The 13,967-nt window shown below is 42.7% G+C and carries 18 protein-coding genes, 1 pseudogene and 1 riboswitch; of the genes and pseudogenes, 12 read left to right on the top strand and 7 right to left on the bottom strand.

The genetic code is table 11. The features are described 5' to 3' along the window. Positions 1–480, bottom strand: a pseudogene (locus tag V7K27_RS15955) (hypothetical protein); the annotation flags it as partial. Positions 481–544: 64 nt separating this feature from the next. On the opposite strand from V7K27_RS15955, the gene V7K27_RS15950 reads away from it, so the two are divergent. The 4 genes from V7K27_RS15950 (at position 545) to V7K27_RS15935 (ending at position 3,614) form a co-directional block, all read left to right on the top strand. Then, positions 545–1,117 (top strand): cell envelope integrity protein TolA, encoded by a 573-nt coding sequence (locus tag V7K27_RS15950; RefSeq protein ID WP_334948805.1) that lies wholly within the window; start codon positions 545–547, stop codon positions 1,115–1,117. Between the two features lie 380 nt (positions 1,118–1,497). Then, a complete protein-coding gene (locus V7K27_RS15945; RefSeq protein WP_334948803.1) occupies positions 1,498–1,779 on the top strand; it encodes a hypothetical protein in 282 nt (93 codons plus the stop codon). Beyond that, positions 1,763–2,524 carry a class II aldolase/adducin family protein gene (locus V7K27_RS15940; RefSeq protein WP_334948802.1) on the top strand — a complete coding sequence of 254 codons (762 nt, stop codon included), beginning with the start codon at positions 1,763–1,765 and terminating at the stop codon, positions 2,522–2,524. Before V7K27_RS15945 ends, V7K27_RS15940 begins: the two co-directional genes overlap by 17 nt. Before the next feature lie 610 nt (positions 2,525–3,134). Next, complete coding sequence (locus tag V7K27_RS15935; RefSeq protein WP_334948800.1) at positions 3,135–3,614, top strand: protein tyrosine phosphatase family protein; 480 nt, start codon at positions 3,135–3,137, stop codon at positions 3,612–3,614. A 119-nt stretch (positions 3,615–3,733) separates the two neighbouring features. On the opposite strand, the gene V7K27_RS15930 is transcribed toward V7K27_RS15935, so the two are convergent. Then, positions 3,734–3,868 carry a hypothetical protein gene (locus tag V7K27_RS15930; protein ID WP_334948798.1) on the bottom strand — a complete coding sequence of 45 codons (135 nt, stop codon included), beginning with the start codon at positions 3,866–3,868 and terminating at the stop codon, positions 3,734–3,736. 126 nt (positions 3,869–3,994) lie between these two features. On the opposite strand from V7K27_RS15930, the gene V7K27_RS15925 reads away from it, so the two are divergent. The 6 genes from V7K27_RS15925 to V7K27_RS15900 all read left to right on the top strand — a co-directional run bounded on the left by V7K27_RS15925 (position 3,995) and on the right by V7K27_RS15900 (position 8,305). After that, positions 3,995–4,717: a hypothetical protein gene (locus tag V7K27_RS15925; RefSeq protein ID WP_334948796.1), complete on the top strand. Its 723-nt coding sequence runs from the start codon at positions 3,995–3,997 to the stop codon at positions 4,715–4,717. Then, positions 4,707–5,180, top strand: coding sequence for a DUF2726 domain-containing protein (locus tag V7K27_RS15920; RefSeq protein ID WP_334948794.1), 474 nt, complete (start codon positions 4,707–4,709; stop codon positions 5,178–5,180). Before V7K27_RS15925 ends, V7K27_RS15920 begins: the two co-directional genes overlap by 11 nt. A gap of 106 nt (positions 5,181–5,286) precedes the next feature. Further along, positions 5,287–5,469, top strand: coding sequence for a DUF6888 family protein (locus V7K27_RS15915; RefSeq protein WP_334948793.1), 183 nt, complete (start codon positions 5,287–5,289; stop codon positions 5,467–5,469). Beyond that, the gene (locus V7K27_RS15910; RefSeq protein ID WP_334948791.1) at positions 5,466–5,681 is read left to right on the top strand and encodes a DUF6887 family protein; all 216 of its coding nucleotides are present in this window, start codon (positions 5,466–5,468) and stop codon (positions 5,679–5,681) included. Before V7K27_RS15915 ends, V7K27_RS15910 begins: the two co-directional genes overlap by 4 nt. Positions 5,682–5,756: 75 nt before the next feature. Further along, positions 5,757–5,853, top strand: a riboswitch (TPP riboswitch). A gap of 7 nt (positions 5,854–5,860) precedes the next feature. Further along, a complete protein-coding gene (thiC, locus tag V7K27_RS15905) occupies positions 5,861–7,234 on the top strand; it encodes a phosphomethylpyrimidine synthase (protein WP_334948789.1) in 1,374 nt (457 codons plus the stop codon). A 288-nt stretch (positions 7,235–7,522) separates the two neighbouring features. Then, positions 7,523–8,305, top strand: a complete 783-nt coding sequence (locus V7K27_RS15900) for an ATP-grasp domain-containing protein (protein WP_334948787.1) — start codon at positions 7,523–7,525, stop codon at positions 8,303–8,305. Between the two features lie 384 nt (positions 8,306–8,689). Here V7K27_RS15900 and V7K27_RS15895 read toward each other — a convergent pair whose 3' ends face one another. The 3 genes from V7K27_RS15895 to V7K27_RS15885 form a co-directional block, all read right to left on the bottom strand. Next, positions 8,690–10,678, bottom strand: coding sequence for a S8 family serine peptidase (locus tag V7K27_RS15895; RefSeq protein WP_334948785.1), 1,989 nt, complete (start codon positions 10,676–10,678; stop codon positions 8,690–8,692). A gap of 62 nt (positions 10,679–10,740) precedes the next feature. Then, a complete protein-coding gene (locus V7K27_RS15890) occupies positions 10,741–11,928 on the bottom strand; it encodes an RNA-guided endonuclease InsQ/TnpB family protein (protein WP_334948783.1) in 1,188 nt (395 codons plus the stop codon). A 130-nt stretch (positions 11,929–12,058) separates the two neighbouring features. Next, a complete protein-coding gene (locus V7K27_RS15885; RefSeq protein ID WP_334948781.1) occupies positions 12,059–12,469 on the bottom strand; it encodes a hypothetical protein in 411 nt (136 codons plus the stop codon). A gap of 114 nt (positions 12,470–12,583) precedes the next feature. On the opposite strand from V7K27_RS15885, the gene V7K27_RS15880 reads away from it, so the two are divergent. After that, positions 12,584–12,832, top strand: a complete 249-nt coding sequence (locus V7K27_RS15880) for a type II toxin-antitoxin system Phd/YefM family antitoxin (RefSeq protein ID WP_334948779.1) — start codon at positions 12,584–12,586, stop codon at positions 12,830–12,832. A 2-nt stretch (positions 12,833–12,834) separates the two neighbouring features. Next, positions 12,835–13,032 (top strand): hypothetical protein, encoded by a 198-nt coding sequence (locus V7K27_RS15875; RefSeq protein ID WP_334948777.1) that lies wholly within the window; start codon positions 12,835–12,837, stop codon positions 13,030–13,032. On the opposite strand, the gene V7K27_RS15870 is transcribed toward V7K27_RS15875, so the two are convergent. Together V7K27_RS15870 and V7K27_RS15865 are read right to left on the bottom strand one after the other, a co-directional pair. Further along, positions 13,010–13,339 (bottom strand): tetratricopeptide repeat protein, encoded by a 330-nt coding sequence (locus tag V7K27_RS15870; RefSeq protein ID WP_334948775.1) that lies wholly within the window; start codon positions 13,337–13,339, stop codon positions 13,010–13,012. The genes V7K27_RS15875 and V7K27_RS15870 overlap by 23 nt on opposite strands. Further along, positions 13,282–13,449 carry a hypothetical protein gene (locus tag V7K27_RS15865; RefSeq protein ID WP_334948773.1) on the bottom strand — a complete coding sequence of 56 codons (168 nt, stop codon included), beginning with the start codon at positions 13,447–13,449 and terminating at the stop codon, positions 13,282–13,284. The genes V7K27_RS15870 and V7K27_RS15865 overlap by 58 nt, the downstream gene beginning before the upstream one ends. Positions 13,450–13,967 lie beyond the last annotated feature (518 nt).

The raw sequence follows: 13,967 nt of genomic DNA, 5'->3' as shown, positions 1-13,967 counted from the left end.
AACTATACCACCAGCACTTAAACCACAGCCAACAGCGATCGCGCCTGCAATTATACCACCAGCCCTACCGCGAAAAACAGCGATCGCGCCTGCAATTATACCACCAGCCCTACCGCGAAAAACAGCGATCGCGCCTGCAACTATACCACCAGCACTTAAACCACAGCCAACAGCGATCGCGCCTGCAATTATACCACCAGCACTTAAACCAGAACCAACAGCGATCGCGCCTGCAATTATACCACCAGCCCTACCGCGAAAAACAGCGATCGCGCCTGCAACTATACCACCAGCCCTACCGCGAAAAACAGCGATCGCGCCTGCAACTATACCACCAGCCCTACCGCGAAAAACAGCGATCGCGCCTGCAATTATACCACCAGCGCTACCGCGAAAAACAGCGATCGCGCCTGCAATTATACCACCAGCCCTACCGCGAAAAACAGCGATCGCACCTGCAACTATACCACAGGCACCCAAGCCTAAGAAAATTGCAGTAGCGCCTAATACCAGACTACTACCAACTCTACCGCGAAAAACAGCGATGTCTACGACGAGCCCAGCTGCGGCACCTGCAACTATATCACCAGCGCCCAAACCTAAGAAGTTAGGCGGCCAGTCGGGAACTAGATTAAGTGGGCGAACACCGTATATAGCTCAGTCATCTCGGAAAACAGGTGCAGCAAGCTTGCTGGGTGGTACTGTGGGTGTATCTAGTCAAAATTTTAGCGGTGATTATCTGGCAAGCTTACCTAATTCCAACCGCGATCGCCAAGCTACCTCTGGTATTGATGCCAGCAGTCAAAATATAGATATCACCTCTTACTTAAAGCAACTACAGCAACAAGTCAAGCAGCAGTGGCTACCAGAAGTGAGCCAGTCTTCCCGGCGAACGGTGCTTAACTTCACTATTAACCGTTCCGGGCAACTAAGCAATCTCCAGCTCGCCCAAACCTCTGGATTCAGCCTCACTGATCAAGCGGCGCTCAAGGCTATACAGCGAGCTGCACCTTTTGCACCTTTGCCCCCAGGATATATCAGCAACCATATCGATATTCAATTTACATTTAATATCAATGTCTATGGACAGCTAAATTTATCGGGGGATGGTGGCTAACAACAGGTAATATCATGTCCGCATAATTAGTTATGTTAACCACAGTCAATACACCCCACCCCCAGCCACTCCCCGCTCTTCGGGAGGGGAGACAAAGCATAGCTTTGGCGGGGGTGGGGTTCTTCGGGTTTAATAAGCAATTACGAATTACGAATTACGCGTTCGCATAGCGTCTCGTAGAGAAGCGGTACTAGTACTATTGTCAGCAAAGATCAAAAAATTACTATTAGCAAAGTTTGGGGGTTTAAGTCCCCTGCTATCAATTGCCAGCGCGAATTGAAGCCTAATTGAAATCCTCGTCACAAAACTTAATTACGAATTACGAATTACGAATTACGAATTATTTTAATATTAGTCGCCTCCCAAACCGAGGAATATAGATGACGAACTATACTATCTTGGAACCATTGCCAGAAGGCCAATGGTTTATTGAAAGCCAGGAATTACGATCCTTTGTAGCAACAGTGCGTGAAATTAGCGTCCACGCCGTCAAAACCACGTCCCAGAGCGCATCTGTATCCATCTATCTTCTAGGTAATGATACTGGCTGCGTGTTACATCACCAGTTCATAAGAGAATCTCAGAGCGTCAAATGCTTTCGTTCTGGATATTCCAACGCTCCTTGTAAAGAAGAAGAAAAAGAACATGCCCAAGTACGATAGACCACAACCCCCCGTATTCGAGCGAGTTGAAGACGAACGCCTGCACCGTAAGCAACGCCTAGCTGCTGCTTTTCGCCTGTTTGGTAAGTTTGGGTTCAGCGAGGGAATTGCAGGCCACATTACGGCTCGTGATCCGGAGTTTACAGACCATTTCTGGGTCAATCCATTCGGGACATACTTCGGTCATATCCGAGTTTCTGACCTGCTCTTGGTTAACAGAGAAGGTGAGGTGCTTAAAGGCGATGCTCAGGTAAATCGAGCTGCTTTCGCCATCCATTCTCAGATTCATCAAGCTCGACCTGATGTGATCGCGGCGGCTCACGCCCATTCACTTTATGGTAAAGCCTGGTCTAGTTTAGGTCGTCTCCTTGACCCCTTAACTCAAGATTCTTGTGCTTTTTACGAAGACCATGCCCTATTTGACGATTTCACCGGTGTTGTTTTAGAAACTTCTGAAGGTGAGCGACTGGCGCAAGCCTTGGGGTCAAAAAAAGCCATAATATTACGTAATCATAGCATTTTAACTGTGGGACATACAGTAGATGAAGCTGCCTTTTGGTACATTAGTTTAGAGCGATCGTGTCAAGCCCAACTGCTGGCAGAAGCTGCGGGTAGACCTACTACTATCAAACACGAAACAGCCCGTTTAACACAAACTCAAGTGGGGTCACATACAAGTGGGTGGTTCAGCTTTCAGCCACTTTACGACCGGATTGTGCGCGAAGAACCTGATTTGCTGAATTAGTGATTGCTAAGTTGACACTGTTAGGGTCGAGGTGTGCATTACTGCATCACTAATCCCTAGTCTGCATGGTAGCAATTAGGACTTTTTCGCTTGGTCATAAAAACAACGCCAAACTTTTTATTACTAGGACTTACGCACTTTACAAATTAAGTATTATGTGCATATCAAGCTTATTCAGATAAAAGTCTTGCCCTGCCTCGTTCCCAGTCGGAGACTGGGAATGTGATCACTCGGAGGGCTGCTGCCTCCCAGTTTGACAGGATGCAGCAGCCCTCCCACAAGAGCATTACAAGGCAGAGCCTTGTAACGAGAGGTAATTCACATTTGGTTATGTCTGTCAATGCGTAAGTCCTAATTACTTAGCTTGACATCTTTATTCAAATAAAAAATAATTTATTTATTTCTAAACTACGGTAAGTCTATCGGAAATATGTTTATTATGGATAAAGCAACAAAATAACTAACTTCAAAAGGCAAATTTTGAAGTAATCAAGCAATATCGTTTGATATTTAGCTAATTTTGCCGTGTTTATTTGAATATCTTCTCAAAGCTTGCTATCTTAGAGTATTTACCCAGCTGGAAGACACTAGAAAGTCAAAAGGAGTGAATGTGATCAACGCCATACAGATTAACGAAAATTTGACAACCACAGGACAAGTTATACCAAAACAGCTTGAGCAAGCTATCCAAGAAGGTTTTAAGTCGGTTCTGAATCTGCGATCGCCTGATGAATTAGGATTTTCCCAGGATGAGCAAAAAGTAGCGGAAGCTTTGGGGCTGTATTATAAGAATGTTCCACTCAAGGTGGATTTAAAAAATTTGAATGAAGAATTAATTACCAAAATCCTGACGATACTAGAACAAATCCCGAAACCAGCAGTTGTGCATTGTGCAGCCGGGATGCGATCAACTGGAATTGCCCTCTTAAGTATCGCTATCCAGGAAGGATTAACACTAGAGGAAACCTTAGCAAAAGCGAGGAATCTGGGTTTTGGATTCTTTGAACACGCTGGCGTTAGTCCCCGGCTGAAGCAATTATTTGTGGACTACGTTAACAAACACGCGAAAGTAGCTGTACCTACTTGCTGAAATATCTGTACTCAATATCCTGAATTTGAGAAAGCTTTATACGCCAGTTTAGGAGCGCACATTAATAATAGTCGCTATTTCCTGCAAACCGATCGCTATGATGCAGGAAATAGCGACTGTTAATTTTTTGGGTAATTTTCGGATGAGCCAACGTCCAAAGTCAAGGCGATCGCTCCATAGTAACTGGTGGTTAAAAGCTTTTGGCTGAACGGTGTCAGGGGTGCGAGGGGTGCGATCGCCTTTAGTATAACCATCCAGCTATAGGGAGAATAAGCACTTCCCAGAAAATCTAAAAATCTTATCTAAGACTATTGGATTATTGAAGAATAAGCGTTAGACTATTTCCATGAACCTTAGCCAAGGTTTTTGGGAATTAATTCATGTCAAAAATTATATACGATGTCATCCAGCGATTTGAGGTAGAAAACGGCGTTCCCCGTTTGGTTTCAACAAATATCCAGGTGATTGAAGGCGGGGAAGATTTGCTGTCTTTAGCTATTAGTATGCTAGAGAAACTTGGTTTTTATGACAAGTTTGAAGAGAAGCGAACTTCTCAATATATAGGATATCGACTTAAGAATCCTGGAAAAGGAGCTAAACGTTATCAACTTGTTTTAGCTCAAAGACAGGATAATTTATGTATTTCTATTCCTAAGACAATACTAAAACAGCATATTATAAATATAAATATTGCTGATGCAAGGAATGAGGCAATTGATGTAGTTGAAGACCAAACTTGGAAATATTTAAATGGACTTGGTATTAACTCAAAATTTGTCTGGGTTAGACCTGGGATGACTTTTGCTTTTAGACAATTAGTTCAGCACTACAAAATTTCTATAGACAGATTACCTCAGCAATATACTGAAGATGATAATGAAGAATTTAGCTTTTCTTTAATGGATAATATTGATGGGACCCATCAAGGAAATAATTTGTATGAATTTGAAAGCTTCTTGAGAAAATATAAAATGGCCTTGTATCTTTATGAAGATAGACTATTTCCATATACAGGTCAATTCTCTGTAGTTTCTAATGAACTTTTAGAAGAAGTGGTTACATATTTTGTTAAAATTATTATCGAGAAATTCAATGGTTATTAAATCCAAAAGACTGGTTAATTCATACGAAGAAAGGATGCTAGAGTTTTTGCAAACCTGCGTAGATGAAAATTATAAAATTCATACACAGGTTAGCTTATGCCAATTTTGTGAACTAGACAGCAACCTTGATATCGAACTAAGAAAATTTTTCTTTAGCTCCAGTGTAGACGCTCTGATAACTAATTCTGACTATAAGCCTTGTTTAGTAGTGGATTTTCAATCTTCATATCATGATTATCCTGAAACAAGAGAGCGCGATCGCAAAAAAGCAACTTTACTCGCTCTTGCAGCAGTTCCCTTACTTTATTCACGAGTGAAAGATTTTGGATTATTACATCTTTACTCTCAATCTGAAGAAGTAGTATGTAATTTATTTACAGGAAACCGACGAGAAAATGCCCAAGCCCTAATAAGAAAGTATTGCGAACAATCTTTTTCTACTGATGTTCGAGTTACAGCTTGATAAACCCAAGATGTTTGCACGCCAATAGCAAAATTAACAGATTATGGTATCGCTTTGGCTACCATTAAATTACTATAAAATATAGATAAGCTTTTATATCAAAGGAGTGGTTATCCTTCCAACAGCACCACAAGCCCTAAAATGTGTCTACCTGTGTCAATTATTGACAAGTACCTACAAACCAATTTACATGGTGCGTCTGGATGAGCGCACTGGAAAAATATTCATCTTGGCTGGAGAAGATATAGAAGTTCTGATTAGTCGTGATGGCAACTGGGAATATCCATGAGTAAACCAAACTTTGATGCTATGAGCAAGGCAGAATTACGCGCCTACGTCATTGCACACCAAGATGATCAAGAGGCTTTTTACGCATTTGCAGATCGTTTGACGGCAAAACCTCCCTCTGCGACTTACCCCGCATCAATGACTCCAGAGGAAATCCACAAGGCGATATTAGACATTATTCAACAGAAACAGCGTAGGCGCAGCCCGTCGTAGACATCGCCAGACTCCGAAAAAACAGCATAAATTTTTAACACCCTTGCTCGCAACCATAAGCAAGGTGATACACTACATCCATGCTAGGGGTGCCTATATAACCAGGCTGAGATCACACCCTTAACACCTGAGTCTGGGTAATACCAGCGGAGGGAAGCTGTTTATTGAGGAATTATAATATGCGGACAGAATGGGTTGCTAAACGGCGTGGGCAGGGTAATGTATCTCAAATGCACTACGCCCGCCAAGGTGTTATCACCGAAGAAATGCACTACGTCGCCCAACGCGAAAATCTCCCTGCTGATCTCATTCGTGACGAAGTGGCGCGGGGACGAATGATTATTCCGGCTAATATTAATCACACTAATTTAGAGCCGATGGCTATTGGCATCGCCTCCAAATGTAAGGTAAATGCTAATATCGGCGCTTCTCCCAACTCTTCTAATCTTCAGGAAGAAGTTGATAAGCTGAATCTGGCGGTGAAGTATGGTGCTGATACCGTGATGGATTTGTCCACAGGTGGCGGTAACTTGGATGAAATTCGCACCGCCATTATTAAAGCTTCGCCGGTTCCCATTGGTACAGTACCCGTTTACCAAGCTTTAGAAAGTGTCCACGGCACAATCGAGAACCTGACTGCTGATGACTTTCTCCATATCATTGAAAAGCACGCCCAGCAAGGAGTAGACTATCAAACTATCCACGCAGGGATTTTAATTGAGCATTTGCCCTTGGTGAGAAACCGCATCACTGGTATTGTCTCTCGCGGTGGCGGTATTTTGGCGCGGTGGATGCTACATCACCACAAACAAAACCCGCTTTATACCCACTTTCAAGACATTATTGAGATTTTCAAAAAATATGATGTCTCCTTCAGTTTAGGAGATTCCCTGCGTCCTGGCTGCACCCATGATGCCTCAGATGAAGCACAATTAGCTGAATTGAAAACCCTTGGACAGTTAACTCGCAAAGCCTGGGAAGATAATATACAGGTGATGGTGGAAGGGCCTGGACATGTGCCAATGGATCAAATTGAGTTCAACGTCCGTAAGCAGATGGAAGAGTGTTCTGAAGCACCTTTCTATGTTTTGGGGCCATTGGTGACAGATATTGCTCCTGGTTATGACCACATCACTTCAGCCATTGGAGCAGCGATGGCTGGATGGTACGGTACTGCAATGCTGTGTTATGTAACACCCAAAGAACATTTGGGTCTACCAAATGCCGAAGATGTCAGGAATGGGTTGATTGCCTATAAAATAGCAGCTCATGCGGCTGATATTGCCAGACATCGCCCTGGTGCAAGGGATAGAGACGATGAACTTTCTAAGGCGCGTTACAACTTCGATTGGAACCGTCAGTTTGAATTATCACTCGACCCAGAAAGAGCTAAGGAATATCACGATGAAACTTTACCAGCAGATATCTATAAAACTGCTGAGTTTTGTTCGATGTGTGGCCCGAAGTTCTGCCCAATGCAAACTAAGGTTGATGCTGATGCGCTGACAGAATTAGAGAAGTTCTTGGCGAAAGAGGCTGTAACTCAAAGCTAATACCATTTTGGATTTTAGATTTTAGATTTTGGATTGGGAATCGTTACGGATATAACGGTTCTGGCTTGAGTAGGTACTGAACCCCACCCCCAACCCCCTCCCCGCAAGCGAGGAGGGGGCTATGATGTAGCTTGTATGATTAGGAAACGCTATATTCGTCCTAACGCATCTAAAATTCGAGGTGGTGCGTTATGCTACGCGATGATTATCATTATGATTTACTGGTGATTTGATTTTTTTGAAGTCCCATTAGAATTAGTAATTAGCTCTATATTCAATCCAAATATTGTGAGATTTCTTTTTCCTAGTGATTACTTCAATCCTAAGAAAGCGGATGCAGCATACTTGGAGCAAGTTGCTTGTATGCAAAATGCTGGCTTTGCAACTTCCGTTATTTCTTTGGAGTCGCTGGGATCTGATTCATCAAAGATTATCCCAGTCCCTACTCCTGATTCAAAAGTGGTCTATCGGGGTTGGATGCTCTCGCCCGGAGATTATGAGTTATTAGTTAGTGTTGTAGAGAATACAGGGGCAAGTCTCTTAACTTCTAAGGCTGAGTATCTAGCCGCACACTATCTGATAAACTGGTATCCCCTGATTACTGATTTAACTCCAGAGACTAAATTTTATTCCGTCGATGATGATTTAGAGAGTGAATTGAATCGGCTTGGCTGGAATGGATTTTTTATCAAAGATTATGTTAAGTCTCTCAAAACCTCAGTTGGTTCGTTGATTAATAAACCTTCGGAAATCAAAACAGTGGTTGCCCAGATGCAGAAGTTTCGGGGCAGTATTGAGGGAGGTATTTGTGTGCGGCGGATTGAAGATTTTGTGTCTGAAACCGAGAGGCGTTACTTTGTCGTATATGGTAAACCTTTTGCCGCTTTACCAGATGAAGAAATTCCAGAGATTGTTTCTGAGTGTGCCAAGCGGATTAGAAATCAGTTTTTTTCTGTGGATGTAATAGAGCGTAGAGATGGTACTAAGCGGATTGTAGAAATTGGTGATGGCCAGGTATCAGATATTGTTGGATGGACGGCTGAACGTTTTACTCAACTTTGGGTGGTGTGACAGCTAATATCATGTCCGGGCAATTAAGCATAATACCCGGAACCCCACCCCGCCAAAGCTGCGCTTTAGCTCCCCTCCCCGCAGGCGGGGAGGGGTTGGGGGTGGGGTTCTTTTAATTTGGCGGACATGATATTACTTGCGGCACCGCAATCAATACGGTTCGGTTAAGGCAAGAGACGCGATAAATCGCCGTCTCTACAAAGGGCTGATTATTGTAAAGACGGCGATTTATCGCGTCTTTGCGATTAGCGGCGTGTCATCAAAAAACCTTATCCGAACCGTATTGGCACCGCTATGAGGAGCATTTCCAGCCAGAGGCTAAAAAGGAGATTTTAAAATGGTTGTTTAAATAGATGAAAAAGGCTGTAACTAAACTGTATTGGCTTAAAATCCAATTTCAATGATCAAGCTGCGAATCTTTCCTGTATCTGCGTCAGCTTTATCTGCAACTTCCAGAGTCCAGGTTCCTTGGGGAGTTTTACCTTTAAAGGCAGCAAGTTTAAGGGTATTTACCTCGTCATAGGTTGTTTTAATATTATCTGTAGCTCCGCCCTGGCGATCGTGCAGAATGATCGGAAGTACGCCTATTTGCACTGGGGGAAGGAGAGTAACTACAAGATCCCCAATAAAAGTATGCTCGATGTCTACATTAACTTTGATGGATTTCATCAGGCTGGTATTAGCGATCGCTAGCGATAATGTCGATATCTGCAAATCGTTAATCGGAATATCTTGCACTGCTTTGAAAATGCTAATGGGCGAAGTTTGATCTGGATTGGCCAATTCTACAGCTTTGAGAGCATTCATCCGACCGTAACCGTAGAAGGGGCTGCGACCATTTTTATCATATTTACCTCCAGATGGATCAATGCGATCGCTGGAGCGTTTAATAATGTCTCGTACTTCATCCCAACGCAGATTGGGATTTCTGGCAATAATCAAGGCTGCTACACCGGCTGCACCTGGACAAGAACTGGAAGTTCCGCCAAATTCATTTGTGTAGTTACCTGCGGCTTCACCCAGATTCCGATTACCCGAATTATAACCCAGTACACCAGAGCGATCGGTTGTCCAAATTCCAGTGGTTTGAGAACTGTCGCCATTATTACTGGGGAAGGCGCACCACACCGCCTGACCAAAATCACTGTAAGCGCTTCTCGTGCCAAAATCGTTACAAGCTGCCACAGCAATCACCTTTTGGTAGCTGGCGTAGCCATCATTATCCACGCTTTCGTTACCATTGCCAGCCGCGAATAAAATTACACAGCCTTTGCCGTTGCGTCCTTTATTGATGGCAAAATCTATCGCAAGTCGTGTAGAGTCAGGCAGAGGTATTTTCTGGTTGTGTGCAGGATCGTTTGGCTCAAACCAAACCCCATCTGCTGGCCCCCAGCTACAAGAAATGATATCAGCACCATTTTCAGCCGCCCAAATAAAAGCATCCGCTTCATCCTGTGACCCCAGCGCCGAAGCTAAACGAATCGGCATCAGCTTTGCACCCGGCGCCACACCAGATGCCCCAAAATTTCCGTTTGCACAAGCTACTCCGGCACAGCCCGTCCCGTGGTTATCGTCGTTTCCCGGTCTGGGATTGTTAGTTTTACGTGTAACATCACGCGGGGCAACAATTTTTCCAGAAGACCGGAACTCTTCATGCTCAAGATCCATACCGTCGTCGATAATTGCAATAATCGCCCCTGTGCCATCGCTTAACTTCCAAGCTGCCTCAACGTTGGCATGGGCGTTAATTACTTTAGCATTAATTGTTATTTGCTTTAAGTGCCACTGCTGCGAGAAAACCTGACGTTGGCGTGATTCACGCGCTAGTTCAGGATGGCACAGTTCTACTGATTGCTCATTTAGAAGTCTCTCGGCGATGTCAAAGATGGCTATACCAGTATTTGCTGGTGCATTGACAAAGTAAGCATTTTGTGCGTATTCAAGTTGGCGTTTAATTGTTAAGCCGTAACGTCCTAATATCTCTTGGCAGACTGTTGACTCTTCTTCGTTATTGAATTTAACGAAGAGGTTTTCGGTGTAAACTACAGGTTGTCTGGATATTGGATCGACAAGAACACGTCCGGCAAATTGCACTTCCGGCTCTTGGTTGAGAATTTCACGGGCGCGATCGCGCAAAGCCACACCCTGAGTCGGAACTTTTGCTTGGAGAATTTCTACACCCGCTTGCCGAAACCGCGTTGTTAGCTCAAATTGATTGAGGATGCTACGAGCTGTGGGTGACACAGGGGCGGCTTCAAAGGCTCTTCCACCAACAAGAGTACTGCGGTTTTCGGTACGCACTACAAGGTGTTCGTTACTGATCGCAAGTTCATACTGTTGGCCGTTCTGTCCACCATAGCGAATCTGAACCATAATTTAATCTCCTGGGATAGTGACGTACCTACACTGCCTGAATACAGGTCAGTTGCAGCAACTCAAAGACTCCTCATTGAGGACATAATTTGAGCTTTAAGATCGTGCGCCCCACGATTCTTTATGTTTATCGCCGCGTTCAAATCTCTACATAAACTTGTTAGACAACTAGGACAGTTATGCATTCTTTGAGATAGCGGCTTTTTGACCTTTTGACCACAACTAGAACATTCAAGGCTAGTAGCGTTTGGATTTATAGCAACTACTTTCAGCCCAGCGTTTTCGGCTTTGACTGTTAGTATTGAAATAAATTGCCCCCATCCAGCATCATTTATACTTTTAGCTAGCCGTGTTTTAGCGAGTCCTTTAATATTTAGTTTTTCTACTGCGATAACATCATACTTTTTCAGTAGATGATTGGCAGTTTTAAAGTGAAAGTCCTTTCTGGTATCAGCAACTTTTTTGTGTTGTTTGGCGAGACTTTTAATTGCTTTCTTCCGACGGTTTGAGCCTTTTTTTCTACGAGAAACTTTGCGTTGTGCTGATTTTAACTTCCTTTCAGCTTTGCGTAAAAACTTAGGTGCTGAAATACGTTCATTCTCGGAAGTTACGTAAAAATCAATAAGACCCACATCAATTCCAGCAATGTTTTCTGGTTTAAAATCTGGCTTAACCGTCGGTACAGTCTTATCGTCAAGGCTTAATGTGACATAATAGCCATCTGCTTTTTTTGTAACTGATACCGTTTTAATATCGAACCCGTCAGGTATTTGACGATGAACAATTACTTTAACTATACCTATTTTTGACAATGTTATTTTATCGTTTTGAAAATGCTCCCTTTTGAATTGTGGATAGGTGAAAGTCTTGTATTGTCCCTTGGCTTTGAATCTTGGCTTACCACTACGCTTGCCAGTGTTGTCACCTTTGAGCCAACGGTCAAAAGCTATCTCAACTTTTTTGGGTACTTCTTGTAACACTTGAGAGTGAATGCCTTTGTACCAAGTCCTGTCCTTTTTAAGTTGGGTCAGAGTTGCTTGCTGACTAAAACGATTAGGCTTATCTTTTAACTCTGGAATATGACAAACAACAAGTGAACATCTATCAATAGAACAACGATTTTGCTCAAACCATTCAAACCTTTGACCCAGCAGATAATTATATTGATAGCGCAACATATCTAATGTGTTATCGATTATTTTTATTTGCTCTTTTGTAGGTTTTAATCGGTATTGATATGACGTTCTCATATTGTTTTCTTTGTTTCACGACCTATTTGTATAGTAGCATATAGAGGAAACAAAAATGAATATGGGTCATGGAGCGACATAGTAATTAATTCTTCTGGCTACGCCAAAAAACAATCAAACAAGACTTTCATTAAGCTATTTGATCCTGAATGCGTTCTTCTTTCAACTCATCTATAAAGGCATTAACATCAAAGTTTTGTGGTAATTCTGCCTCTACAACTAAAATCCCTTCTTTTCGATAAATGTTTGATTGGTTAAGGGGCAGTACATTGGTTATCTCGGAGTTTTGTTGAGTATCTTCTTCAGTGACTTGCTGACTCAGCGTGTCAATTTTTTCTGCAATAGCTTGCAAAACAAACTGCTCAGTCGAAATTCCCTGACTGCTTACCCATTTTTCAATCTTTTGTTGGAGTTGGGGAGGAAAGTTCATAGACGTAAATACAATTAACACTCCAATTGTAAAAGGCGATCGCCTACGGTAGAGTGAGTTGATCGCGCTGTTGTTGATGAAAAGCGTCACCGAACAGCCCATCGTAGACATCGCTTGACGACAAGCTGCTTGTCTAATAATCAGGTCATCGCCACAAGACTAAAAAATGCGATTATAGCGAGTGTTATCCTAAGAAATATTAGGAATTAACAATTACCTGGGCAAATGACTATCACCGTCAATGTTTCTGAAGTAACTGCCAAGTTTTCTGAATTGCTGAGTCAGGTATTACTTGGGGAAGAAGTCGTGATTGCTGAGAAAGGGATTCCAGTTGCACGCCTAGTCGCTCTCACAGATACAGCTTTACCTCGAATTCCTGGATTGGATAAAGGTAAAGTTATCATCGCACCAGATTTTAACGAGCCTTTACCAGAAGATATCTTAAATGATTTTGACAGTTCTAATCTAGTTTAGCGATGAGAGTTTTACTGGATACCCATGCATTTCTTTGGTGGGTGACAGATGACCCTCAGTTATCTTCCACCAGTCGCAGTATAAGCGATCGCTATGACGGGTTACGCCTACGCATTTATATTGATGAGAGAAAAGCGATCGCTACGACGGGTTACGCCTACGCGCAAAACCAATGTTTTAATTACGAATTAGTCGTTTAAGCGATCGCCACAGCCGGGAAAACGGTAGAATTAATATCGCTCTTAAGATTTGGACTAACTGGACTAACCAACCCATCCAGATGGCACGAGGAGTAGACTGGCGTTGCAGGATTGCTAGATTTTCTCGAATTTTTGCAGTGAAAGGATGATTAACTCCTAAAATGCGATCGCACATTGCCAAGGCTTGGATGTAGAGGGGTTCGGCTTCGCTGTACCGCTCTTGACTTTTGTAGAGTAAAGCTAAATTGTTTAAGCTACTAGCCACATCGGGATGGTCGCCATCAAACAGCCGCCTATACATCTCCAAGGCTTCGTTGTAGAGGGGTTCAGCTTCGCTGTACTTTCGCCAGTTTTTTCTAAGGCTTTAGTGGCAATTATAGAGCCGATCGCGATCGCCGCAGTAGTTAAAGGTTCCATCTGCTACTCTGACTATATATATCGTCTTTACTTATTAACACACAGCTTTAGTTCTAAGCTCATGTACTTTTAAGTTTCGTAGTCTGGCTATGCATTATGGCAATTAAGTTAAAAAATTGAGATTTATCTGAATATTTCCGATTTTAGACCCCCCAACGTCGCTTTTTCAACCTATTGCGTCTTATATCTAAGCTTTGCGTCTTATAATCGTGATTTTTTCCTTAAAATCGTGATTTTTTCCTTAAAATCATGATTTTTTTCTTAAAATCATGATTTTTTTCTTAAAGTCGTGATTTTTTTCTTAAAGTCGTGATTTTTTTCTTAAAGTCACGATTTTTTCTTATTACAGCAGATTTTAAGTTGGCGAAGTACACAAGTCTGAAATAGCTGATTCACCAAGGTTTTACCCCACCCTAACCCTGGCGATTAGAAATCGCGGCTATACAAACGAAGTCCACCTCCGTGGACTAAGAGAAAATCAAAACTTTTTAACCCACGGAGGTGGGTTTCGCCTGTGT

Origin of the sequence: Nostoc sp. (genome assembly GCF_036919575.1) — a bacterium.
Classification (GTDB): Bacteria; Cyanobacteriota; Cyanobacteriia; order Cyanobacteriales; family Nostocaceae; genus Nostoc.
This window is presented reverse-complemented; position numbering and strand designations above follow the sequence as displayed.

What these genes read in the sequence shown, in the direction of transcription:
- V7K27_RS15950 (WP_334948805.1), top strand. Translation starts at nt 545, where the DNA reads ATGTCTACGACGAGCCCAGCTGCGGCACCTGCAACTATATCACCAGCG.
- V7K27_RS15945 (WP_334948803.1), top strand. Translation starts at nt 1,498, where the DNA reads ATGACGAACTATACTATCTTGGAACCATTGCCAGAAGGCCAATGGTTT.
- V7K27_RS15940 (WP_334948802.1), top strand. Translation starts at nt 1,763, where the DNA reads ATGCCCAAGTACGATAGACCACAACCCCCCGTATTCGAGCGAGTTGAA.
- V7K27_RS15930 (WP_334948798.1), bottom strand. Translation starts at nt 3,868, where the DNA reads ATGGTTATACTAAAGGCGATCGCACCCCTCGCACCCCTGACACCGTTC.
- V7K27_RS15925 (WP_334948796.1), top strand. Translation starts at nt 3,995, where the DNA reads ATGTCAAAAATTATATACGATGTCATCCAGCGATTTGAGGTAGAAAAC.
- V7K27_RS15920 (WP_334948794.1), top strand. Translation starts at nt 4,707, where the DNA reads ATGGTTATTAAATCCAAAAGACTGGTTAATTCATACGAAGAAAGGATG.
- V7K27_RS15910 (WP_334948791.1), top strand. Translation starts at nt 5,466, where the DNA reads ATGAGTAAACCAAACTTTGATGCTATGAGCAAGGCAGAATTACGCGCC.
- thiC (WP_334948789.1), top strand. Translation starts at nt 5,861, where the DNA reads ATGCGGACAGAATGGGTTGCTAAACGGCGTGGGCAGGGTAATGTATCT.
- V7K27_RS15895 (WP_334948785.1), bottom strand. Translation starts at nt 10,678, where the DNA reads ATGGTTCAGATTCGCTATGGTGGACAGAACGGCCAACAGTATGAACTT.
- V7K27_RS15890 (WP_334948783.1), bottom strand. Translation starts at nt 11,928, where the DNA reads ATGAGAACGTCATATCAATACCGATTAAAACCTACAAAAGAGCAAATA.
- V7K27_RS15885 (WP_334948781.1), bottom strand. Translation starts at nt 12,469, where the DNA reads ATGTCTACGATGGGCTGTTCGGTGACGCTTTTCATCAACAACAGCGCG.
- V7K27_RS15880 (WP_334948779.1), top strand. Translation starts at nt 12,584, where the DNA reads ATGACTATCACCGTCAATGTTTCTGAAGTAACTGCCAAGTTTTCTGAA.
- V7K27_RS15875 (WP_334948777.1), top strand. Translation starts at nt 12,835, where the DNA reads ATGAGAGTTTTACTGGATACCCATGCATTTCTTTGGTGGGTGACAGAT.
- V7K27_RS15865 (WP_334948773.1), bottom strand. Translation starts at nt 13,449, where the DNA reads ATGGAACCTTTAACTACTGCGGCGATCGCGATCGGCTCTATAATTGCC.